The organism is Paraburkholderia sp. EB58, assembly GCF_050436665.1.
GTDB lineage: Bacteria > Pseudomonadota > Gammaproteobacteria > Burkholderiales > Burkholderiaceae > Paraburkholderia.
This window is the reverse complement of sequence record NZ_JBNDMQ010000051.1, coordinates 26,954-48,613: the sequence shown is the minus strand read 5'-3', so window position 1 is coordinate 48,613 and position 21,660 is coordinate 26,954. Positions and strand designations below refer to the sequence as shown.

At 59.3% G+C, this 21,660-nt stretch carries 22 protein-coding genes; 12 read left to right on the top strand and 10 right to left on the bottom strand.

All coding sequences use genetic code 11. The features are described from left to right. Positions 1–154 precede the first annotated feature (154 nt). On the bottom strand, positions 155–355 hold the full coding sequence (locus tag P3T40_RS40710) for a copper chaperone (RefSeq protein WP_429273345.1): 201 nt from the start codon (positions 353–355) through the stop codon (positions 155–157). 344 nt (positions 356–699) lie between these two features. Between P3T40_RS40710 and P3T40_RS40705 the strand changes: the two genes are divergently transcribed. The 4 genes from P3T40_RS40705 (at position 700) to P3T40_RS40690 (ending at position 6,857) form a co-directional block, all read left to right on the top strand. Continuing rightward, the gene (locus P3T40_RS40705; RefSeq protein ID WP_429273344.1) at positions 700–2,352 is read left to right on the top strand and encodes an MFS transporter; all 1,653 of its coding nucleotides are present in this window, start codon (positions 700–702) and stop codon (positions 2,350–2,352) included. 12 nt (positions 2,353–2,364) lie between these two features. Next, positions 2,365–3,441 (top strand): HlyD family secretion protein, encoded by a 1,077-nt coding sequence (locus P3T40_RS40700; RefSeq protein ID WP_429273343.1) that lies wholly within the window; start codon positions 2,365–2,367, stop codon positions 3,439–3,441. Then, positions 3,438–4,973, top strand: coding sequence for an efflux transporter outer membrane subunit (locus tag P3T40_RS40695; RefSeq protein WP_429273342.1), 1,536 nt, complete (start codon positions 3,438–3,440; stop codon positions 4,971–4,973). Before P3T40_RS40700 ends, P3T40_RS40695 begins: the two co-directional genes overlap by 4 nt. A gap of 150 nt (positions 4,974–5,123) precedes the next feature. Continuing rightward, entirely contained in the window at positions 5,124–6,857 is a 1,734-nt protein-coding gene (locus P3T40_RS40690) for an FAD-dependent oxidoreductase (RefSeq protein ID WP_429273341.1), read from the top strand. A 53-nt stretch (positions 6,858–6,910) separates the two neighbouring features. Here P3T40_RS40690 and P3T40_RS40685 read toward each other — a convergent pair whose 3' ends face one another. Continuing rightward, entirely contained in the window at positions 6,911–8,236 is a 1,326-nt protein-coding gene (locus P3T40_RS40685; protein ID WP_429273340.1) for an epoxide hydrolase family protein, read from the bottom strand. A 432-nt stretch (positions 8,237–8,668) separates the two neighbouring features. Between P3T40_RS40685 and P3T40_RS40680 the strand changes: the two genes are divergently transcribed. Then, positions 8,669–9,625: an enoyl-CoA hydratase/isomerase family protein gene (locus P3T40_RS40680; RefSeq protein ID WP_429273339.1), complete on the top strand. Its 957-nt coding sequence runs from the start codon at positions 8,669–8,671 to the stop codon at positions 9,623–9,625. Between the two features lie 36 nt (positions 9,626–9,661). Here the strand turns inward: P3T40_RS40680 and P3T40_RS40675 are convergent, their stop codons facing one another. Both P3T40_RS40675 and P3T40_RS40670 read right to left on the bottom strand, forming a co-directional pair. Next, positions 9,662–10,336 carry a VOC family protein gene (locus P3T40_RS40675; RefSeq protein WP_429273338.1) on the bottom strand — a complete coding sequence of 225 codons (675 nt, stop codon included), beginning with the start codon at positions 10,334–10,336 and terminating at the stop codon, positions 9,662–9,664. A 251-nt stretch (positions 10,337–10,587) separates the two neighbouring features. Further along, a complete protein-coding gene (locus tag P3T40_RS40670) occupies positions 10,588–10,872 on the bottom strand; it encodes a hypothetical protein (protein ID WP_429273337.1) in 285 nt (94 codons plus the stop codon). 409 nt (positions 10,873–11,281) lie between these two features. On the opposite strand from P3T40_RS40670, the gene P3T40_RS40665 reads away from it, so the two are divergent. The 3 genes from P3T40_RS40665 (at position 11,282) to P3T40_RS40655 (ending at position 13,347) form a co-directional block, all read left to right on the top strand. Continuing rightward, positions 11,282–11,992, top strand: a complete 711-nt coding sequence (locus P3T40_RS40665) for an SDR family NAD(P)-dependent oxidoreductase (protein WP_429273336.1) — start codon at positions 11,282–11,284, stop codon at positions 11,990–11,992. A gap of 103 nt (positions 11,993–12,095) precedes the next feature. Further along, positions 12,096–12,326 (top strand): tautomerase family protein, encoded by a 231-nt coding sequence (locus P3T40_RS40660; protein WP_429273335.1) that lies wholly within the window; start codon positions 12,096–12,098, stop codon positions 12,324–12,326. Between the two features lie 43 nt (positions 12,327–12,369). Beyond that, on the top strand, positions 12,370–13,347 hold the full coding sequence (locus P3T40_RS40655; RefSeq protein ID WP_429273334.1) for a LysR family transcriptional regulator: 978 nt from the start codon (positions 12,370–12,372) through the stop codon (positions 13,345–13,347). Between the two features lie 115 nt (positions 13,348–13,462). Here the strand turns inward: P3T40_RS40655 and P3T40_RS40650 are convergent, their stop codons facing one another. Together P3T40_RS40650 and P3T40_RS40645 are read right to left on the bottom strand one after the other, a co-directional pair. Beyond that, on the bottom strand, positions 13,463–14,485 hold the full coding sequence (locus P3T40_RS40650) for a LysR family transcriptional regulator (RefSeq protein ID WP_429273333.1): 1,023 nt from the start codon (positions 14,483–14,485) through the stop codon (positions 13,463–13,465). A 51-nt stretch (positions 14,486–14,536) separates the two neighbouring features. Further along, positions 14,537–14,839, bottom strand: a complete 303-nt coding sequence (locus P3T40_RS40645) for a DUF3331 domain-containing protein (protein ID WP_429273332.1) — start codon at positions 14,837–14,839, stop codon at positions 14,537–14,539. A gap of 406 nt (positions 14,840–15,245) precedes the next feature. On the opposite strand from P3T40_RS40645, the gene P3T40_RS40640 reads away from it, so the two are divergent. Further along, on the top strand, positions 15,246–15,944 hold the full coding sequence (locus tag P3T40_RS40640; protein ID WP_429273331.1) for an acetamidase/formamidase family protein: 699 nt from the start codon (positions 15,246–15,248) through the stop codon (positions 15,942–15,944). 43 nt (positions 15,945–15,987) lie between these two features. Here P3T40_RS40640 and P3T40_RS40635 read toward each other — a convergent pair whose 3' ends face one another. The 4 genes from P3T40_RS40635 to P3T40_RS40620 form a co-directional block, all read right to left on the bottom strand. Continuing rightward, a complete protein-coding gene (locus tag P3T40_RS40635) occupies positions 15,988–16,929 on the bottom strand; it encodes a LysR family transcriptional regulator (protein ID WP_429273330.1) in 942 nt (313 codons plus the stop codon). 35 nt (positions 16,930–16,964) lie between these two features. Next, positions 16,965–17,597 (bottom strand): DsbA family protein, encoded by a 633-nt coding sequence (locus P3T40_RS40630; protein WP_429273329.1) that lies wholly within the window; start codon positions 17,595–17,597, stop codon positions 16,965–16,967. Positions 17,598–17,739: 142 nt separating this feature from the next. After that, positions 17,740–18,747 (bottom strand): TIGR03571 family LLM class oxidoreductase, encoded by a 1,008-nt coding sequence (locus tag P3T40_RS40625; protein ID WP_429273328.1) that lies wholly within the window; start codon positions 18,745–18,747, stop codon positions 17,740–17,742. A 153-nt stretch (positions 18,748–18,900) separates the two neighbouring features. Next, positions 18,901–19,578 carry a type 1 glutamine amidotransferase domain-containing protein gene (locus P3T40_RS40620; RefSeq protein ID WP_429273327.1) on the bottom strand — a complete coding sequence of 226 codons (678 nt, stop codon included), beginning with the start codon at positions 19,576–19,578 and terminating at the stop codon, positions 18,901–18,903. Between the two features lie 454 nt (positions 19,579–20,032). On the opposite strand from P3T40_RS40620, the gene P3T40_RS40615 reads away from it, so the two are divergent. The 3 genes from P3T40_RS40615 to P3T40_RS40605 all read left to right on the top strand — a co-directional run bounded on the left by P3T40_RS40615 (position 20,033) and on the right by P3T40_RS40605 (position 21,520). After that, positions 20,033–20,476: a hypothetical protein gene (locus P3T40_RS40615; protein WP_429273326.1), complete on the top strand. Its 444-nt coding sequence runs from the start codon at positions 20,033–20,035 to the stop codon at positions 20,474–20,476. Positions 20,477–20,529: 53 nt separating this feature from the next. After that, positions 20,530–20,658, top strand: coding sequence for a hypothetical protein (locus tag P3T40_RS40610; protein ID WP_429273325.1), 129 nt, complete (start codon positions 20,530–20,532; stop codon positions 20,656–20,658). A gap of 202 nt (positions 20,659–20,860) precedes the next feature. Next, a complete protein-coding gene (locus tag P3T40_RS40605) occupies positions 20,861–21,520 on the top strand; it encodes a response regulator transcription factor (protein ID WP_429273324.1) in 660 nt (219 codons plus the stop codon). Positions 21,521–21,660: the final 140 nt, after the last annotated feature.

Below are 21,660 nucleotides of genomic sequence, written 5' to 3'. Positions count from 1 at the left end.
CCTATCCTCGATTAGCCTCATTGATGACTTAAAGGATAGATGTCGGCACGGCAACTGGAACACGTGGATGGTGTCGTGCCTGGCCAAATGCGATGAGATTTGGGCCACCTGCTGGCAAGCCCAACGCGCGCAGCCTTCGCAGTGCGCAAGCGCGCTAGCCTTCGACGATGATCACGTCCAGGTTCTCGTCGTCGAAAGCGACAAGAAACTCTTCCGGCATCAGCCATGAATCGACGCTCACCGTATGCGCGTCAATGTCGACGTTGACCTTCGCATCCGCATCGACGCTCTTCATCGCATGCTCAATCGTTGAAACATCGTCTGAGCGGATTTCATTTTTCACTGAGAATTTCACTTGTCGCTTCTCCATTCAACAACGTTTTAATAAGGCAGCACACCTATCGATTCATCGACGCCAGTGCGTGCGCGCATTGATTGTACGCATTACCCGTTCTGCTTGCTGATGCACGCACGCACTCTGTTGAGCAAATGGAAAAGAATCGTTTCCAGCCAGGAGGGTGGTCCCGGTAGCGGGTGCGCCGTCTGGCTGGATTTGTGAATGGAATGGACTGCTACGCGAACTTTGTTGGCTGCAAGAAGCGGACCTGTCTCCTAGAATGACCACAATCCATTGCGCGGAGGCGGGGGAGCCTTCCCAATCCACCATCCCGTTCAACACTAGTAGCCTCGCGGACTCTTATGACCACCGCCACGCCAGGGACAAACGGAACGCCAGCACCGAACCCCGCACCGACGCCGGCGCCGGTTTCTGCACAGGAGACAGAGACGCCTGCGCAGCTAGCGCCCAAGGAACCCGAGCTGCCACTTCGCCTTGCTATAGGCCTGCTCGGCATGCTGCTGGCTTCGCTACTGGCCATATTGAATGAAGACGTCACCGAAGTTGGGTTGGAAGATATTCGCGGCGCGCTCTCGATTGGCAATGACGATGGGACCTGGGTGACCGCTCTCTTCGAGGCGACGAACGTCGCCACGATGGTGTTCGCTCCATGGTTCGGGATCACGTTCACGCTGAAGCGATTTACGATCGGCGCCGTGCTGGCCGTGATGCTCCTGGGATTCCTGAGTCCCCTCGCACCGAACCTGCTTAGCCTCTATGTGTTGCGGGTATTACAAGGGATAGCCGGTGGATGTCTGCCACCGATGCTGATCATCGTCGCGCTTCGGTATCTCCCGCCGAAAATCAAGTTATATGGACTCGCGGGTTACGCGTTGACTGCAACCTTTGGACCTGCGCTCAGCACGCCGCTCACGGCGCTATGGACCGAATATGTCGACTGGCAAATGGCGTTCTGGCAAATTGTGCCGCTTGGCTTATTGAGCTGTCTGGCAATCTATATGGGACTTCCGGCGGATCCCCTTAAACTCGAACGGTTCCGTTTATTCAACTGGCGCGGCGTCCTACTGGGGTATCCCGCGGTGGTCATGCTCGTGATTGGCCTTCTGCAGGCTGATCGCCTGGACTGGCTGAATTCCACGTTTATCTGCGCGATGTTTGGTGTCGGGACGCCATTGCTGGTGGCGTTCCTGATCAACGAGTGGTTTCATCCGCTGCCGTTTTTCGGGCTCAGGTTGCTTCGCCGCAGGAATTTCGCGCACGGGCTCCTGACACTGGCAGGCGCGGTTGTGCTGCTGGTTGGCGTCGCCGCCATACCGAGCCAGTTTCTCGCGCACATTCACGATTACAGGCCGCTGCAAACCACGCGGCTGTTTTTGCTGGTTGCCATTCCCCTGCTGATATCGCTTCCCCTGACCGCCGCCCTCCTGAACCTGCGGCAGATCGACCACCGGTGGGTCATGGCCGTTGGACTTTGCCTGATGGTCGCCACGTGTCTGCTGGGAAGTTATATGGACTCCGAGTGGGTTCGCGAGAACTTTTACTGGCTGCAGTCGTTACAGATCCTCGCACAACCGATGGTCATCATAGGAATCCTGATGGGTGTCACGACGGGTCTGCCACCAACCGAAGGGCCGTTCGCTTCGGCCATGTTCAACACGGTCAAAACATTTTCGGCTGCGGTTGCGACCGCTATTCTCGAAGGGGTAGGCACTGCGCGCGAGCATTTTCATTCGAGCATGCTGGTGGACCGCCTGGGCAACAACCCGCTGGTGAACCGCCTCGGCAACAACCCGTTTGCCGGCGGTCAAAATATCGAATCAGACCATGGCTTCGGAGAACTCGCGCAGCGGATTCACGAGCAGGCGGAAGTACTGACGTCGGCCGATCTCTATCTCGTGATGGCAGGTATCGCCGTCGCCCTCCTTCTCGTCATTCCGTTTTTGCCCGTGCGGATCTATCCGCCGTGGAGCACCACGCCACCCCCGTCCCGTTGAGCAACGATACCTATGTCAACCACCTCCTCATCTCGACTCAAAATCCTGGGTCTTGTCGGCTGCGTCGTCATAGTCGGCCTCGTTATATGGGCTTGCGTAGCGCTGTTTGCCGACTCACACAGCGAGACGACCAATGACGCCTATGTCGTGGCCGATTTCACGCTGGTCGCGCCGCGTATCCCCGGCCAGCTTTCGGAGGTGCTCGTCGAGGACAACCAGCAGGTCAAAACCGGGCAGTTGCTGGTGCGTATCGACGACCGCGATTTCCGCGCCGCTCTCGCCAGTGCACAAGCCGACGTAGAGGCAGGCAAGGCATCGGTTGCGAACTACGACGCCGAGATCGCACAGCAGCCCTCGCTGGTCGACCAGGCGCGGGCTACGCTACGGTCAGATGACGCGGCGATCGAGTTTGCGCGACAGAACGCTACGCGCTACCAGAATCTCTCGGTATCGGGTGCGGGAACCACGCAGGAGCAACAGCATGCGTCGAGCTCGCTCGCCGAGGAACTCGCGCAGCAGGCCCACGACCGGGCCGCACTTGTTACGACAGAGCAGAACCTCGACATTCTGCGTACCGAGCGCGCCAAGGCGGCAGGCGCCTTGGCTCATTCCGAGGCCGAACTCGAGCAGGCGAAACTCAACCTGTCCTATACAGAGATCCACGCGCCCGTCGACGGCAAAGTGGGACGACGCTCGGTGCGGGTCGGCGCGTACGTTACCGTGGGCGAGCCACTGCTCGCGATCGTTCCGCTTTCGGAAGCCTATGTCGTCGCCAACTTCCAGGAAAATCAGCTCACCCACATGCGCCCCGGCCAGACCGTGCGTATCAAGGTCGACACCTTCCCTGGCGTCGTGATCAACGGACACGTCGATAGTCTTGCCCCGGCGACAGGCTTGAGTTTCGCGCCTATCGCGCCCGACAACGCAACCGGCAACTTCACCAAGATCGTCCAGCGCGTGCCTGTCAAGATCACCATCGACCGGGGACAACAGGCTGCGTCCAGGTTGAGCGTAGGGCTGTCGGTCGAAGCGAAGGTTGCCGTCGACAGACGTGACGATACACGGATCGCAGGAGCAAACACGCCATGAATGCGAGCGAATTCCGTGAGCTAGCGCTGTATATTTTGGCGTGCTTCACGATGACGGGCTGCATGGTCGGCCCGAACTTCGAACCTCCGCAGTCGGCTACGCCTGACGTGTTTAACCGCACTCAGACTGCGCAAGCAACAAGCAAACCCGTCGAAGCCGACTTCGGTCCGCAATGGTGGACGCTGTTCAATGACCCGACGCTGGACTCGCTGGAACAACAACTGGCCGACGCGAACCTCGACGTAGCTGCGGCATCGGCGCGTCTGAGGCAAAGCCGCGCGGAGCAACGCATCGCGGGTGCAGATGAATATCCCACGCTGGACGCCGCGGCATCCTATAACCGCGAGCGCGCCAGCCCGAACGGCATTCTGGGGCTGCTGGGCGTCAGCCCGACGGGCAGTCCACTGGAGTCGGCGTCGGGCAGCGCGCCGCTCGGCGCCGCCGCCTTGCCGCCCCCTCCCTCGGGCTCGCCGGCTTATAACCTCTATCAGTTTGGTTTCGATGCCTCCTGGGAAGTCGACATCTGGGGTCGCGCACGACGCGGTGTCGAGGCCGCAACCGCTTTGTCCGATGCCTCGTACGAGGACCGCAACTCAGTGCTATTGTCGGCACGCGCCGAACTGGCGCGAGACTACATTCAGTTGCGCGATACGCAGATCCTGCTGCAGATCGCGAGACAGAACCTGCAAATCGCCCGCGACGCGACGACACTCACGGAAAAGCGGGTCCATGAAGGCGTCACCACGGATCTCGATGTAGACAATGCTGCCGCACTGGCCGAGTCAATCGAGGCCCTGATCCCGACGCTCGAATCGCGTTGCGATACTACGATCAATGCGATCGGTCTGTTACTGGCGAAGGAGCCTGGCGAACTACAACCGCTGCTCGCCGAGCCACGCGATGTGCCGGCACTGCCTGAGCAGGTGCCCATCGGGGTTCCGTCTGAACTGGTGCAACGCCGCCCCGACATTCGCAAGGCAGAGGCGCAACTGCACGCGGCCACAGCGTCGATCGGCATGGCGAAGGCTGACTTCTACCCCCGCATCTCGCTGAACGGCAGCGCCGGCTTCCAGAGCCTGCAACTATCGAATCTCGCCAACTGGGCGTCCGGCCAATACGTCGTGGGACCATCAATCACGCTGCCCATCTTCGAAGGCGGACGTCTCAAGGGCACGCTCCATTTGCGCGAGGCACAACAGCAGGAAGCGGCGATTCTCTATCAACGTACCGTTCTGGATGCCTGGCGAGAGGTGGACGATGCACTCGTTGTCTACGACGCCGAGCAGCGCCGTCGCGATCGCCTGAAAAAAGTTGTGAGCCTGAACCAGAACGCGCTGTCGATCGCGCGGCAACGGTATAAAGAAGGCGCGGTCGACTTTCTCAACGTGCTCAACGTGCAGAAGCAGTTGCTCGACTCGCAGAGCGACCTGGAGCAAAGTCAGGCCAACGCGGCCGCCAACCTGATCACGCTGTGCAAGGTGCTGGGCGGTGGCTGGGAATCGACATACGCCAGACAGGACGGCCTTCATTGACCCGCCATGCTGTTGCAAGCGCTTCAAGGCGCTCCTTGCCCGCGGGTTCCACAAACCCCGGGATGCGGAAGATCGGCTAGGATATGACGTCGGCCAACTCGCGTACCAGGCAGGTGGCAGCGCCGATCAGTCGCTGAAGGAGCAAGCGCAATGAGCAACGAGTCAACGCCGGGAGGCGACACGCCGCACGATCAGCCGGCGGAGAATGCGAGCCGTATCGACGACCCGGTGATCGTCGAAGACCCGAGCGTGCTCGACCATCCGCGGTATCAGCAGATGTTTCCTGTCCTCACGGAAGCCGAAGTCGACAGGCTGCGGCGCTTTGGCAGCGTGACGCGCCACGCTAAAGGGGAATTGCTCTATCAGGCGGGAAAGATCTCCCCGGGCGTGTTCGTCCTGCTATCGGGCAAGGTCAGGATTGATGGCCGCGACGGCCTCGGCCATGTGCGGACCGTTCACACCTACTGGAAACGCGGAGAGTTCACCTCCGACGTCACCCAGCTCTCGAAGAAACCGGCGGTTGTCGACGCGCATGTGATCGAAGACGTCGAAGCCCTGCTGATGCAGCCCGACCAGCTGAGCGCCATGATGGTCAGTGAAGCCGATCTCGGCGAAAAGATCATGCGCGCGCTGATTCTGCGGCGAACTCTCGTGATCGACCGGGGACATGGCGTCGTTCTTGTCGGCGATGCCGGTAACGCACGTCTGCTCGCGTTGCAGAATTTCCTGCGCCGCAACTCCTTTCCGAATATCGTGCTCGATGCCCAGCACGACGCCGAAGCCATCGCGCAACTCGAGCGCCTGACGCCGCAACCCGAAGATTTCCCGCTCGTCTTTTGTCCGAACGGCACGGTGCTGCGAAACCCCAACGAGGGACAGCTCGCCTCCTGTCTTGGGCTGATTCCCGAGTTCGATCCAACGCACCTCTACGATGTGGCGATCGTCGGCGCCGGCCCGGCGGGACTGGCAGCGGCCGTCTACGCGGCATCCGAAGGGCTGTCGGTTGCAGTGCTCGACTGCCGTGCGCCCGGTGGCCAGGCCGGTACGAGCGCGCGCATCGAAAACTATCTGGGCTTTCCCACCGGCATCACGGGTCAGGCGCTTGCGGGACGCGCCTTTATCCAGGCGCAGAAGTTCGGCGCGCATATCGGCATCCCGTGCGAGGTTCAGGCGTTGTTTTGCGACAGGCAACCGCCTGTGGTGGAACTGACCGATGCCCGGCGCGTCACCGCGCGTACGGTGGTCATCGCCACCGGCGCAGAGTACCGGCGCCCGGACGTTGCGGACCTCGCACGTTTCGAGCGCTGCGGCGTCTACTACTGGGCGACGCCGCTCGAGACGCGGCTATGCGGCAAGGAACCGGTACTGCTGGTTGGCGGAGGCAACTCGGCGGGACAGGCGGCGGTGTTTCTGGCATCGCAGGTCGAGCACGTGCATATGTTTATTCGCGGCAAGAGCCTCGAGCACAGCATGTCGCACTATCTGATCGAACGTGTCACGTCTCTCTCCAACGTGACGCTTCATACGCGCACCGAACTAACCGCGCTTGAAGGGGATGCGCATCTCGAACGCGTGCACTATCGCGGCGCAGGAGGCATGGAAGGCAGCATGACGGCGCGTCATCTGTTCGTATTCGTCGGCGCCGAACCGAATACCAGCTGGCTCAAGACATGCGGCGTGTCGCTCGACGAGAAAGGATTCGTATTGACGGACATCGACCTTGCCGAAGCTCGCACACGGCCGCTGCTGTTTCAGACGAGCGTCGAGAGTGTCTTCGCCATCGGCGACGTTCGTTCAGGATCCACCAAGCGTGTGGCGTCGGCAGTGGGTGAAGGCGCGGGCGTAGTGGCGCAGATTCATCGCTTCATGGCCGGGGCACGCTGAGACGCCTTGTACACTGCGGACGACCCACGACGGCATCGCCCGCATCTTTACGCTTAACGCAGCTGACGGAAGCTCACGCGAACCTCTTCCGTGAACTCCTGCGGCTGTTCCCAGGCCGCATAGTGCCCGCCTTTGGGGAGGCGGTTATAGTGAATCAGCTTCGGATACGCTTTCTCCGTCCAGCTTTGCGGGGCAGCGTAGATTTCATCCGGGAAGACGCTGACGGCAACCGGAATGGCCACGTGCTTGGGCGCAAAGAAGTTCAGCTTGTTTTCCCAATACAGACGAGCCGAAGACACTGCCGTGTTCGTGAGCCAATAGAGCGTGACGTTGTCGAGCACGTCGTCTCGCGAAAGACCCTCGGGTTGACCGTCAAACACACGGGCGATCATTGCCTGACTCGCGGCGTCGTGGTCGAGCATCCACGCGGCAAGGCCAACTGGCGAGTCTTCAATCCCGTATAGCGTCTGCGGTCGGTTCGCCATTTCCAGTGCATAGCCAAGGCCGTGCTTGTAGAAATAGTCGAGCTGATCGAACGCGTGCTTCTCATCGGGCGAAAGGCCTGCCGGCGCCGGCTGGCCCAATTTGAGTGCCTCGGCGATATCGTCCGGCACGGTAGCCGGCATGTTGGTGTGAATGCCAATCAGTTCGGGCGGTGCCAGTAGAGCCATCTGCTCCGTGACAGCATTGCCCCAATCGCCGCCCTGCGCGACATATCGCGTGTAGCCGAGACGCTTCATCAGTGCGACCCAGGCGCGTGCAACGCGCTGAGGATCCCAGCCAGTTGCGGTCGGCTTGCCCGAGAACCCGTAGCCCGGCAACGACGGAATCACGATGTCGAACGAATCCGATGCGTTTCCGCCGTGGGCCACCGGATCGGTCAGCGGACCGATGATCTTCAACTGCTCGATGATCGAACCGGGCCATCCGTGCGTGACGATCATCGGCAACGCATTGGCATTTTTCGAGCGAACGTGGATGAAGTGAATGTCGAGGCCATCGATTTCGGTGACGAATTGCGGCAGCGCGTTCAGCCGGGCTTCGACTTTGCGCCAGTCATAGTCGGTCGACCAATAACGTGCGAGTTTCTGCATGGTTGCGAGCTGCACGCCTTGCGACGCGTCGGTCACCGTTTCCCGCTCAGGCCACCGGGTGGCCTTGATGCGTCTCTTCAAGTCAATGAGTTGCGCTTCCGGTGCGTGCACATGAAGTGTACGAATGGAAGTCTTGTCACCGCCGCTCGACTTCGTGATTTCAGTAATGGATTGATTCGTGTCCGCGAATGCGAGGCGGCTCAATGAGCCCGCAACAGCGGCCGCCGCTGCCACGCTAATAAAGCGCCGACGCGACGGGATCTGGGGAAGGATATCTTCGGGCATGAAAGTCTCTGTTGAAAATTAGTACGATTAAGTGGAGCGATGAGTGCGGCAGCAACGCAATATCCTGAGAAAACACTTTCACGGTTGTCCGTTTTAGCCGTCTGTCGAGGCAGCCCGTTGGCAGGCCTCACATCGTTACCGCTTCAGCCGACCGTAAACCGCAATCGGCAGTAGTTAGAGTGATTGTGCGGAAGCAATCCCTTTGGGTAAATGCCCGGCCTAGAACAACACTTGTGTCGGTCGTGAACAAGTCCGAATTGTTTTGGATTGCTTCGCATAGCTCAATACGGTGTCCTGATTCTTGATTGGTCGATGCATACATGTTCATTGGTATCTGGTTACTGAGTGCCTACACTAATTCGTGCGGACCGGACGTTATTCAGGTTCCCTCTTCCGCGTCTTTCTTCAGGCTAGAAAAAAGGAAGCAAAAACATGAAACTGGCACAACTGACGCTGGCGCTGGTCGCCGGCGCACTGTTTTTTAGCGGCGACGCGATAGCACAGAACAACCAGCCGGAAGCGGCTGCGAATCAGGGTGCACAACCTGAAGCTGGCGCGAACCAGGAGTTCAAGATCACGCGCGTGACGCCCGCATACTGGCGCGTCACCATCGACCATCCGCCTTTCAATATCTTTGGTCCGGAATCCATACCGCAGTTGAACAGTGTGATTACCCAGATCGAGAACGATCCCGAACTGAAGGTCGTCGTGTTCGACAGCGCTGTCCCCGGCTTTTTCCTGACCCACTATGACTTTGTACCGCCCCTCGAAGCCACTACGAGCATGCCTCCCGGCCGGACAGGCTTGCCGCCGCTGCCCGATATGCTGGTTCGCCTGAGCCGCTCTCCCGTGGTGTCGATCGTGTCGATCCGCGGCCGGGCGACGGGGGTTGGCAGCGAGCTGTCCCTTGCCTCCGATATGCGCTTTGCCAGCCGCGAAAAAGCCGTGCTCTCCCAATTCGAAGTCGGCGCCGGATTCGATCCCGGCGGTGGCCCGATGGCCCGTCTTCCGCGTCTGATGGGCCGAGGCCGCGCGCTCGAAATTCTGCTGAGCGGCAACGATATCAATGGCGATCTTGCGGAACGGTATGGCTACGTCAACCGCTCGCTTCCGGATGCCGAACTCGATAAGTTCGTCGATACCCTGGCCCGGCGCATCTCGTCCTTCGACAAGCAAACCATTGGCGAGATCAAGCACTTTGTCGATATCGCCACGCTCCCGCCTGATAGCGAGTTTGCGGCTCAGTGGCAAGCGTTCACTACCTCCGTACAGCGTCCAGCGGCACAGCACGATATCAAGGCACTGATGGACCTTGGGCTGCAGAAAAAGCCTGATGTCGAAATTCATCTGCCCCGCTATACCGGCGAGGTCAATCAACCGGGCAAGTGATCCATCCCTCAATCAGGCAGCTACCGGCTGCCACGCTTACGTCGGCAACGGGGTGCCGGCCTGCTCGGCGACGATATAGTCCGCATACCAGTCGGGCCAATTTTCGTCATGCTGTCCGGTCAGCTTCTCGTGCTCGCCATGCGCGGCCGCGGCGCGTCGAAGTGCCCCAGCGAGCTCTGTTGAAGAGTTGAACGCCGTGGTTTGCGCGTCCACTCTTCCCGGGAGTCGAGTGGTCACTTCCTGGAAGACCCAACCGTTTCCGTCAGGATCGCTGAACGAGGCGAATGAACCATAGCTGCCCCGCTTCGGATGCGGGCCGCTGACGCGCCCTTCCTCACCGGCGTGATGGAACAGGCCGCCGACGTCATGGAAAACTTCGCTTACCTCAATGCCGCGCTCGACAAGCGCTGCACGAGCCGCGTCTATATCGGACACGATGAGATGGAGTCCCTGCGCCGAACCCGGCTCTTGCGTCGTGACGCCCTTGCCGAACAGGATCGAGCTTTGCGAGCCCGGGGGCGTGAAATGTACGACCCGAAACTGCTCGTCTTTCGCGATATCGACGTCGAGCTTCCACCCTAATTCAGCGTAGAACTGCTTGGCGCGATCGACATCGGAGACGGGAATGACAACGACCTCGAGCTTTATGTCGACCGTTTTCGCTGTTCCAACCGCTGTCCTGGCTTCGTTACCTGTCTGTGCATTGCTCACGTCAGACTCCTGATGTTTTGGTGATCTAAAGGCCACAACTCCGGCCTGCGAATTACAGTAAAGGCAGTCTTTGAGGGCCTACCCAAACCCTGTTTCTCGTGTAACCAGTCTTCAAGAAAGCTCGGCTTCCATAAAGCTTCAAAGAGGAAAAACAATCATGAGCACCGCTCACGAATGCCCTGCAGAGCAACTAGCTTTTCACGCTGTCAGAACGCCGGCTGATTGAAGACGTCGCCGGCGGTTCCATGCCATTAGTGGTGCGCGAACAGATCGCGCTGAACTGCGGCCACCGCACGGCTACCCGATTGCGAGCTGCCGGCCGTTACGCCACCGTATGCCTGTTGCGCCTGTTGTGCGTCAGCGCCGTTCTGGCGCTCAGCACTGATGGTTTCGGCATTTTGGCCACGTTGCGATGCAGGTGAGCCAACCGACGACCGATAGAACGGTGCCGGACCGTAGCCGCTGGCAAAAGCCGGAGTGGCGGCAATGACAGTGACAGCTGCAAGCAACGCGGCGGCAAGTTGGGGGGTCTTCATGATGTAACTCCAATAAAAGTTTCGGATGGGATAGGTGCTGTGGCTCACATATTAATCGCATACGATGTAAGCGGGTGAGACGAATAATTCCCCAACTTCGCCTCCGTGTCAAGCGTGCGCGATTAATTCGTATGCGACATATTTGTAACCAAGGTCCGCCGAAAGACCGGGCGAGTGACCAGCAAGGTATCGATCGCGGCGCTGGACCGCGTCACGAGGCCACTCGGAGCACGCCGCAACTCCAATCCGGACAAGGGACACAGGCCGCAACACGATTTGTTCCTCCGAATCACAAGTGTTTGTCCGCGCCGGGTATTTGAACTTGACGCCAACGCGCCTAAATTTGGTCCGTATCGGAGCCGCGTGCCCGATCGGCAACAGAGCCCACTCAACTGATTCGGAGGTTTTTATGAGCACGTCACAAAAGGTCATCGTCGTTACCGGCGCCTCGCAAGGCATCGGCTCAGAAGTCGTCAAGGCGTTCCGCAAGCTCGACTATCGCGTGGTCGCCACCGCGCGCAGCATCAAGCCGTCGGAGGATCCCAACATCGTGACCGTGGCTGGCGACATCGGCGACCCCGAAACCGCCCGCCGCGTGATCAGTGAAGGCGTGGCGCGCTTCGGCCGCATCGACACACTCGTCAATAACGCCGGCATCTTCGTTGCCAAGCCTTTTACCAGCTACACCGCGGAAGACTATGCAGCGGTCCTGAACGTGAACCTGAACGGCTTCTTCTACATCACTCAACTCGCCATCAAAGAGATGGAGAAGAACTCGAGCGGTCATATCGTCAGCATCAGCACCACCCTGGTCGACCACGCGGTTGATGGCGTACCTTCGGTACTCGCTTCGCTGACCAAGGGCGGCCTGAACGCGGCAACCCGGTCCCTCGCGATCGAATACGCGAAACGCGGCATTCGCGCCAACGCGGTCTCCCCCGGCATCATCAAGTCGCCGATGCACGCGCCCGAAACCCACGGCGCCCTCGGCGCGCTTCACCCGATGGGCCATATGGGCGAAATGCACGACATCGTCAACGCCATCCTGTATCTGGACTCCGCGCCGTTCGTTACGGGCGAGATCCTGCACGTCGACGGCGGCCAGAGCGCCGGCCACTAAGTGCGACCAGGCAACGCCAGATAAGGCGGACCCGTCCCATACGCCCGACCGCCGCTTCCCGGCGGCCGGTTCGTCAAGTACCGCAAAAGCAAAGGAAAACACCATGCCAATCGTCACGATCCAGGTGACCCGCGAGGGCACCAAACCGGGTGCCGACTCGGTTACCGCAGCGGAAAAAGCTGAACTCATCAAGGGCGTCAGCCACCTGCTGCTCGACGTGCTCAAAAAGCCGCTCGAAGCGACCTTCGTGGTCATCGAGGAGGTGGAAACAGAGAACTGGGGCTGGGGTGGTCTACCGACTGACGAATATCGCAAGCAGCGAGGCTTGAAATAGATTTCCGATCCCTGCATTTCCCGTTCTTCCTACGAGATAGATGATGGACCAGCTTTACATGTTGAGAGCCTTCGTTGCAGCGACGCAGCATAAAAGTTTCAGCAAGGCGGCGGCTTCGCTCGGCGTGACGACGGGGTCCATTTCGAAAGCCATTGCCAAACTCGAGGCGGCCGTGCAGACGCGTCTCCTGCATCGGACCACCAGGTCGGTGACCCTGACGGAAGAAGCACAAGCCTATTACCTGAGTTGCTGCCGGCTGCTCCAGGAACTTGATGAGGCGAATCGGCGGATCATGCAGCAACGGGAGGTCGACAGCGGCAACCTTCGTCTGGTCGTGCATCCCATGCTGGTAAATGGCACCTTCTTGAGGTTGGTGTCGGACTACCACGCGATCGCACCGAACGTGCACCTGACAGTGTCGGTACAGGAGCATGTGGTCAATCTTTACGATGGACGTTATGACATAGCCATTGTTCCGCCGCATCTTGTCGAGCAATCCGCAGTGATTCGCAGGACCTTGTCGAAGACCTCGAGCGTGCTGGTCGCTTCGCCATCCTATCTGAGCAAATACGGCATACCGGCACGCGCCGATGATCTGTCCAGACATTTTCTGCTGATCGATCCGCAGCTCCGCCAACAGGACAGCAACTTTATCGATCTGTTCGAGGACGGCCAGCCGGTGAGAGTCCTGGCGATGGCATCGATGGACGGCAGCGAGGCGCTTCTGCGCGCCGCAGCGATCACGGGTACCGGTATTGCGGCGCTGCCGGAAGCGATGGTTCACCAGGACATAGCCTATGGCCACCTGGTTCAGGTTTTGCCCGGCTGCTCGACGTCCGATAGCGAGGTCGAAATCTGTTTGTTCTATTCACATCGCGAACTTCTGCCGGCACGCTTTCGGACGTTTGTCGATTTCTGCACGGCGTTTTTCCGCGACCAGCATCTTGGCCAGCAACCGGCGGCGAACGCGGGGCGGAACAGGCAGCGTCAACGCACCACGGCTGCGTTAGCAGCTGCTTAATCGCACCCCGTAGCGCACCACGTAGCGCGCGGGCGTAGCGCACCACGTAGCGCGCGGGCGTAGCGCACCACGTAGCGCGCGGGCGCAGCGCACCGTCGCAGCACACCGTCGTAGGTCATCGGCCCATCGCGCCGAACTGCGAAGGCTGCCCATGCCGTGCCTCGACCGGCCGCCAACGGCACTCTTCCCGATAGTCCTTCGCAGGTGTTACCGTCTCTGCATCCATGGCGTCACATCGAGCCGACGATCTGAAAAACTGGGTGCAATAGTCGATGAATGTCCTGAGCCGCACCGGAAGCAGTTCCCGGTGCGAGTAGAAGAGACAGATCTCAGCCTTGCTGTCGGAGGTTGTGCACAGCGGCAAGATATGCGTGAGGCGCCTGGCCTCGATATCCCCACGCACCATGGTTTCAGGCAATGCGGCAATGCCAGTCCCCATGAGGGCCGCCGCCCTAAGCAATATTTCGTTGCCGTCCATCGACGACTTGGGACACACGCTCACGCGTGTTCCGCTTTCCAGCAGATCGACAACGTCCACACCTTTCTTCCGGGAATCCGTGTCCAGCAGGAGAAAATGATGGGTCAGCTCGGCGGCGGCCTGGGGCACACCGTACTGCTCCAGATACCCAGGCGCTGCGACGAAGATACGCGGTGACTTCGATAATGTCCGACGAATCACGGCAGTCTGCTCGACGAGATGCGGCGGAAGAATCGCCATGTCGAATCGGCCGTCATACAGGTTTGCGGCGCCCTCCTGAACGGAAACGATCAGGCTCACATTGGGGGCGATGGCGTGATAGCCCCGCACCAGGCGCGAAAAGGTTTCGCTCATCAGCATCGGGTGCACGATCAGCCGCAGCTTTCCACTGTCGACTTCACGCGCTCGTGTAATGCGACGATTCGCTTCATCGAGTTCCTCGAGCAAACGGCAGCAACTCAGATAGTAGGATTGCGCCGCTTCAGTCAGCGAAACGGATCTCGTTGTCCTAAGCAAGACCCTCGTCTGGATGCACTCTTCGAGCTTGGCGATCGCTTTGGATACCGACCCGGTAGTCACATTCAGCGATTCCGCAGCCTTGCTAAAGCTTTGATACCGCGCGGCAGCAACGAATGCACGCAACATGTAGAGCTGGTCCATCTTGCACCTCACTGATCAATGTAGAGCGGAGTATCCAGATGCCACGAATCGTCACTCACACAGCTGGCTTTTCTGTAACGGCTCAATCGCGTTCAAGGCCGATTCGAGGATCATCGCGCGGGCATTGACCGGCGTCGGTTTCGAACGGTGCGGATGAAAGATGCGGTCGCCACGCCTGATCCGTTGCCCGCTCAACGCGCATATCCCCGATACCTTGGCGCTCGCGGCTCGCCAGATCTGGGCGCCGTAGAAGCAGCTCGTCGGATCCCGCCACGCAATCGTCACCGTCGACGAGGTGGTCCGCTCAACCAGACTCACCTTCAGGTGAGGCGAGCAACTGGTACTGGGCGTCACCTGGCGCCGATAGGATGTCGCGCGTTTTGCAACGGGCGCCGGATCATCGCCGACATCTGGGTACCGGGGTTCCGATGATAAGAGTTGTATCGTCTGAACCCAGGGATCAACTTGGCAAAGCAGCATGGCCACGCTCCTTATGAATCGAAACGTGACGTTCCACTCTCAGTGAGCAGGACGCCGCGCCGGTAACAACACGTTAAGCGCGCCGGACGGATGCGCTATGACTTGAGCGCCCAGGGACGGCCGCCGTCCGCTTTACCGTAAGGTATCCAATGTTTGGCGGCGTCGCCAGTCGTTCAATCGGATGTGCGATGCACCTTATCGTTCATCCCTCTCATACTTTCGAATAGGCTCAACGCAACCGTCCCGCCGCACGCCCCGTACCTCGTCGACAGCCGCGCATATGCGCCCCTTCCTCGGCAACATCGGCACCACGCCGGCGCGCGACCTGCCGGACTCCCACAACTGTGCGGACTTCGGTCAGTACCTGGTCGGCGCGCCGCATCGTTACGCGTTGACCACTGAAGAGTTGCATGCCGCGAAGACCGACGACCATATGGACACGAACTCCGTGCGCGAGGGGTGCATTCTGATCTGCCCGGTCGAGGTGCCAGGAGCGGGCGTCTATATGGGTGACATGCACGCGCAACAGGGCAACGGCGAGATCGCGGGACATGCCACCGACGTGTCCGGCGAAACCGAACTCACCGTCGAAGTGATCAAGGGCCTGACGATCGACGGTCCCATCCTGCTGCAAAACGTGGACGATCTGCCACCCATGGCGCGTCCCATGAACGCGGCACAGCGGCAGAAAGTGGCCGAACTGGGTGTGCGCTGGGGTCAGCACGAAGTGGAACAGAGCGGTCCGATTACTTTTATCGGTAGCGGTGTGAATCTCAACGTCGCCACTGAAAACGGTTTGCGCCGCGCCGCTGCCGTTACCGGGCTAAGCTACGAAGAAATACTCAATCGCGCGACCATCACCGGTTCCATCGAAATCAGCCGCTTGCCCGGCACGGTGCGCGTCACCATTCTGTGTCCGCTTGCCATTCTCGACCGCATGGGGATCGGTCATCTGGTGCGGGAAAAGTACCAACTGTAGTGATGGATGCGCTACCTCGGCGGCGTTTCACGGGCAGCACGTCTCAGCCGTTCGAGGTAGTTTGTATCGCCGGACTCTCGGTGTCTAGGGCGCCGTCCGTCCAGTCGCGCAGGAATTCGATCCATGTTTTGATCTTCGCGTCGAGATACTGACGCGACGCATACACCGCGAAAACATTCAGCGTTTGCAACTGATAATCCGGCAGCACGCGTTTCAGCGAGCCCGCGCGCAGCAGGGACCGCACCGTGAAGGTCGGTAACGCACCAATGCCCATTCCTTCCAGCACCGCAACCGCCATGGCATCGGGAACGTTCACCTTGAAGCGGCCATCAGGCAGCATGAATTCGTGCTCTCCCCTTACATCCTCCAGAATCCAGCGGTCCGCTGGAAAAACCGGCATGGAGACCTGAAGACAGGTGTGATTCGATAAATCGTCAATCGCCTGCGGCATACCGTGTATCTCGAGATACTTTGGCGACGCGCACAGAATGCTATGGAACGTGCCGAGCCGCCGCGAGACGTAGGCCGAGTCGGGCAGCGACCCCGAGGTGACCCGCAAGGCCACGTCGTAGCTCTCTTCCAGCAGATCCGGGACGTTCTGCGAGAGCGTGAGATCTACGTTGACTTCGGGATAACGCTCCTGATAGGCCGCCGCCGCAGGGACCACATAGTTTTGTCCCAGGCTCGACAATGCGTGCACTCGCAGCGTTCCCACCGGCTTCGCATGCGCGTTAGACGCCTCAGCTTCTGCCTCCGCAACCGACGCGGTGATCACGCGGCACCGTTGCAGATACCGCTCGCCTGCCTCCGTCAGCGCAATGCGCCGCGTGGTGCGGTTGAGCAAGCGGGTACGCAGATGAGATTCGAGTTCGGCAATCGCCCGGGACACGTTGCCAGTGGTGCTGCCAAGCTGATTGGCAGCCGCCGTAAAGCTCCCCGCCTCGGCCACTTCAACGAAAATCTTCATGTTGCGGAGCGTGTCCATGCGGGGTGCCGGTAGTCTCGTTCCAGTCTATACGCTCAGGCAGCGAGACGCTTGAGCGCCTGTTGAATGTTAGCTGCCGAAGCGTAGCCCGCGCTGATCTGCCCAATCTTCCCGTCCACCTCGACAAACGCCGATGGGAAGCCCGACACGCCCAACCGGCGCGTCTGCTCGAAATCCGCACGAGCCGCCTGTATCGCTCTGTCCGATGCCCAGACGGCAAGGAACGCCTCGGCATCGACATCGAACCCCGCGGCCTTCAACGCCGATGCGCCGACCTCCGCCAAAGCCGCACCGTCCGTGGTATCGGCTCCATCTATGTAGAACGCCCGCTGAAACGCGCCGAGGACCTTCAACAGATTGACCGAAGGCTCGATCAGACGGGCCGTGACGACGGCGCGGCAGACCGGCTCGCTGTCATAGACGAAGTTCTTTCGCGCGAGCAACGCTTCACGATTGAATTGCGCGCCGCTCATCTGTTCGACGCGAGCCCAATGTGTCAGGCGGAACTGCTTGCCCGCATCATCCAGAATCTTGGTGGAACCTGCGGAAAGGCCACCCATCACTACCTGTACCTCAAGGTCGGGCATGGCTTCTACAATGGTTTTCATCTCCTGGCTAAAGCCATAGCACCAGGAGCACATCGGATCGGCTACAAGAATGAATTTCATCGTTACTTCCAGTTAAATTGCTCTGTTGTGGGTAGCATCTGTGGGCACGACTATAGGACCGAACTTTGATGCCACCAAGCTGCCTGGCCTCAATTCACTTTTTACATCGTGTAACCAAGGTCGGGGGCATACTGCGGCACCGTTACCTCGCGGCGAATTCCGGCAAAACGATACTGCCCAATTCATCGAGTATTTCGGCGTACGGACGCGGCGTGACCTTCGGATTCAGCGCAACGTGATTGACGCCTGCGTCCCTCGCTCGCGCGAGAAGATCGCGCAGCGAGCGACTGCCGATCGCAAATCCGCCTCTGATGCGCCTGAACGCACAGTGAGGATTGGGGTGAAGATAAAGAAATCCGCCAAAGGCAAGCGGCTTGCCAGTGCTGCCGTTCCCGGCATGTGGCGTCAGGTCCCGCCAATCTTTTCCAAACTCATTCAGCTTGTCTGGATCGGGGACGAAGCCGAGGTAGCCATCCATGTTATCGGCGATCCATTCCAGGCTCTGCTGCGAACGGCCCACCGCAATGGCTGGCGTGCGACCGTACGGAGGCTTGGGCAGCAGATCCAATGAGCCATCGCTCTCGCCGAAACGCGCGGAACTGAATTGTGGGAATGAACGTTCGCCGACCTTCCTGTAAACGCCGAAGGCGTCTCTAAAGCGCTCGCCCCGCGTGTCAAAATCAATGCCGAAGATCGGATACTCAGACGGGCGGTCACCGGACGACATCCCGACGACAAGCCGTCCCTCCGTCAATTGATCCAGCGAATTGACCTGCTTGGCCAGCAGCCGCGGCTCGCGCAACGGCAGCACAATGCCTGCAGTGCCGAGTGTGATATTACGTGTGGCAGCGGCCAGATGCGCAATATAGATGAGCGGATCGAAAATCTGCCCAACGTCGCCATATGCCGGGTCGAAAAATGGAATGTCCCGCGCCCACAGGGCAGCAACCCCAATTTCCTCAGCCTTGCGCGCCATCGCGACGTGATCGCGCATGGTAGGTTGCGGAGACTGCGGATGCGTCTCGAGCGGCAGAATGAGGCCAACCGTCAGTTCGTCTTCGCGGAACACGCGCTTGTATCCCGGATGTGCTTCGATACGAATGACGTTATTGGCCGGCGCTTGCTCGGTGAGGGGTAGTGACATGTCCATGGCATTTCCTTAGGGTCTCGAAGCAGAGTACTGACTTTTCCGAGCAAGTGAAATGCAGCACTGCTAAAAACACTTGATACACCGAGTCATGAATGGCGGAGCGCCGCGTGTTCGACGCGTGGCGCGGGCCCTCGAGCCCGCGCCGGAATGACACTAGCCCTGCAGGAGCTTGACCAGTTCCCTCGCAGTCGGGCCCGACGACGCGGGATTCTGACCCGTGATCAGTTTGCCGTCGACAACCGTATATACCGCCCAGTCGGGGCCTTTTTCATAGAGGCCACCCAGACGCTTCAGTTCGTCCTCTACGAGGAATGGCACAACCTTGGTGAGTTGTACGGCTTCCTCTTCGCTATTGGCAAAGCCCGTGACGCGCTTTCCCTTGACGATCGGCTGCCCCTGAAAGGTAACCTTGTTAAAGACAGCGGGGGCGTGACAGACGGCGGCGACTGGCTTGCCTGCGTTGTAGAACTCTTCGATCAGGGCGATCGATTTCTTGTCGTCCACCAGATCCCACAACGGGCCGTGGCCACCGGGGTAGAAAACCGTATCAAACCCGGCCGATGTTATTTCGGAGAGCTTGATGGTATTGGCTAGCACGTTCTGGGCTGCAGGGTCCTTTTTAAAGCGTTCCATCGAGTCGGTCTGGTTGCCCGGCTCGTCGCTTTTCGGATCGATCGGTGGCTGGCCGCCCTTGACCGAGGCCACGGTGACCTCTGCCCCGGCATCCGTGAAGACATAGTAGGGAGCGGTGAACTCTTCGAGCCAGAAGCCGGTCGGCTTGCCGGTGTTTCCAAGCACGTTGTGCGAAGTCAAAACCATCAAAATCTTCATTGTCAGTCTCCGTTCGTTGAAACGAATGCCCGAGCGGTCATCGCCGGGGGGCACTCTCGAAATCGATGTCCTCGGTTGAGACGGTTGCCGCCTTCACCGAGAGAGTTTGAGCAGACGTGAAGAACCCTACTTCGAATAGCCTCGGCAGACCATACGTATATGGGATGCCAGCAAGCGCTCTTCGGTTGGAAGACCCATACCAAGGTATAGCAGATACTGCGCGTCCGGATGGGTCCCGGCTGCATAACGAGGGTAGTCCGCTTCATCGGCGTCCTCGGGACCGCCCTTCGACCCGATGCGATATACGGTCGTATGAGTTCCACACGCTTTTTCAGAGGCAGTGCCACCCATTCGTACAATGGTTTTCAACCGCGGGACCGTTTATCCTGGTGTCATGGCGAGCGGCCGTCTCGCGCGCAGCCGACCAGGAGGGCGAGTCGTGAATGCAAGAGAAATGGCAGATCCGGTGACCAGTCTGCACGACGTCGCGCTCTCCTCAGAACCGAAGTTCCCTCAGACCGACGCCCACACAGTGAATGCACTCTCCGAGCGCGTGCTCAAAACACTCGTAGTTGTGGTCTGTGGGTGGTCGTTGATTGAAGCGCCGTTAGAGCTGGATGTATCCGACGCGTACGCGGGGGTGTTTGCCTTGGTCCTGTCGAAGCTCGTGTTGATCGGCACAGGCCTCGCGGCCGTTGCCAAAGTACGCTTCGCTCGCCAAATGTTCGCCTTTATCTGCGGTGCGAGCGTGTTGGCTATCGCACCCGGACTACCGATGGAATTCAAGCAATCCTTCGCGATAGCCATGATCTCGACGGTCGAATGCTTCACCAAGGCCGCGTGCGTGTTGGCATTCGGCGTCCTATCGTCGCGAGCAAAGCAGTCGCGCCAGCAATAGCGTCCTCAGCAGAAATCCGGTTGCACATGACGCGCCCGTTTGAGGAGGTGGATATGTCCCACGTATTGCACAACTGGATTTTTGTGGGCAGTAACGCCTATGACGAATACACCTTCGTCCCCTGGCTCAACAAGAACGTATACCGTCGGACGGTGGATCTGAGTCGTGTGTGCCTGCTGTAAATCAACCGCGTGTGAGTTCGATTCGTCAGGAGAAACGGTGTCTCGCTGTAGCGCCGGTCGCGCTGCCCGGTAAAGGTGACCTTGAAGCTTCATGAAAACAGAAAAGACTGCGCGCAATATGTAGCGATAAGTCCGAGCATTGCTTACTATACGAAAAGTATCCGCGTGAGGTTAACGTAACGAACTTTTCGAAGATCGGGCGATGAAACACGACAGCGTTGGGGCGGGAAGTGAATCATTGCGAGACTCGATCGTTTATGTGGTCGACGACGATGAGTCGATTCGAGGCTCGCTAACCACTCTGCTCATGTCAGTTGGAATTCACGTGCGGGCATTCGAGTCGGCCGACGAATTTCTGGCCGCGGAGATGCCGGACGTGCCGAGTTGTCTCATTCTTGATGTTCGCCTCCGCGGCGCGAGCGGCCTGACCTTGCAGCAAGAGCCCTTTAAAGAAAGCGTTCGATTTCCGATCATCTTTCTGACCGGGCACGGTGACATCGAAATGTCCGTCAAGGCAATGAAGGCCGGTGCTTTCGATTTCATGACAAAGCCGTTCAAGGATCAGGACCTGATCGATACCATCGCCGCTGCTCTGAAAAGGGATAACGAATTAAGGCGCCAACAAAGAATCGTTGCGAGTATCCGTCAAACTTACGACTCGCTAACTGCGCGCGAGCGGGAAGTCATCAGGTTGGTCGCCGATGGACTGTTGAACAAGCAGATAGCCGACCTCCTATGTCTGAGCGAGGTGACGGTCAAGATCCATCGGGCGCAAGCCATGCACAAGCTGAATGCGGGCTCAGTGGCCGATGTCGTCAAAAAGTTGCAGCAGGTACTGCCTGTCCAGCAAGGTGCCCGGTAGAAGTTTCCGCATTTCACCGCGCCGCAACCCCCACCTGAAGCGCCAGGAACGGCCCCGGCTAATACGAACTGTCACTAAAATCATTCGAAGGTCTTATTGTCGCGTTGTCTGCGGGCTTGTAATTTGTCTATAGGATTCAC

Coding starts and splice junctions, on each gene's coding strand:
- P3T40_RS40705 (WP_429273344.1), top strand. CDS start 700: ATGACCACCGCCACGCCAGGGACAAACGGAACGCCAGCACCGAACCCC.
- P3T40_RS40700 (WP_429273343.1), top strand. CDS start 2,365: ATGTCAACCACCTCCTCATCTCGACTCAAAATCCTGGGTCTTGTCGGC.
- P3T40_RS40695 (WP_429273342.1), top strand. CDS start 3,438: ATGAATGCGAGCGAATTCCGTGAGCTAGCGCTGTATATTTTGGCGTGC.
- P3T40_RS40690 (WP_429273341.1), top strand. CDS start 5,124: ATGAGCAACGAGTCAACGCCGGGAGGCGACACGCCGCACGATCAGCCG.
- P3T40_RS40685 (WP_429273340.1), bottom strand. CDS start 8,236: ATGCCCGAAGATATCCTTCCCCAGATCCCGTCGCGTCGGCGCTTTATT.
- P3T40_RS40680 (WP_429273339.1), top strand. CDS start 8,669: ATGAAACTGGCACAACTGACGCTGGCGCTGGTCGCCGGCGCACTGTTT.
- P3T40_RS40670 (WP_429273337.1), bottom strand. CDS start 10,872: ATGAAGACCCCCCAACTTGCCGCCGCGTTGCTTGCAGCTGTCACTGTC.
- P3T40_RS40665 (WP_429273336.1), top strand. CDS start 11,282: ATGAGCACGTCACAAAAGGTCATCGTCGTTACCGGCGCCTCGCAAGGC.
- P3T40_RS40660 (WP_429273335.1), top strand. CDS start 12,096: ATGCCAATCGTCACGATCCAGGTGACCCGCGAGGGCACCAAACCGGGT.
- P3T40_RS40655 (WP_429273334.1), top strand. CDS start 12,370: ATGGACCAGCTTTACATGTTGAGAGCCTTCGTTGCAGCGACGCAGCAT.
- P3T40_RS40650 (WP_429273333.1), bottom strand. CDS start 14,485: ATGGACCAGCTCTACATGTTGCGTGCATTCGTTGCTGCCGCGCGGTAT.
- P3T40_RS40640 (WP_429273331.1), top strand. CDS start 15,246: ATGCGCCCCTTCCTCGGCAACATCGGCACCACGCCGGCGCGCGACCTG.
- P3T40_RS40635 (WP_429273330.1), bottom strand. CDS start 16,929: ATGGACACGCTCCGCAACATGAAGATTTTCGTTGAAGTGGCCGAGGCG.
- P3T40_RS40630 (WP_429273329.1), bottom strand. CDS start 17,597: ATGAAATTCATTCTTGTAGCCGATCCGATGTGCTCCTGGTGCTATGGC.
- P3T40_RS40625 (WP_429273328.1), bottom strand. CDS start 18,747: ATGGACATGTCACTACCCCTCACCGAGCAAGCGCCGGCCAATAACGTC.
- P3T40_RS40620 (WP_429273327.1), bottom strand. CDS start 19,578: ATGAAGATTTTGATGGTTTTGACTTCGCACAACGTGCTTGGAAACACC.
- P3T40_RS40615 (WP_429273326.1), top strand. CDS start 20,033: ATGGCAGATCCGGTGACCAGTCTGCACGACGTCGCGCTCTCCTCAGAA.
- P3T40_RS40610 (WP_429273325.1), top strand. CDS start 20,530: ATGTCCCACGTATTGCACAACTGGATTTTTGTGGGCAGTAACGCCTAT.
- P3T40_RS40605 (WP_429273324.1), top strand. CDS start 20,861: ATGAAACACGACAGCGTTGGGGCGGGAAGTGAATCATTGCGAGACTCG.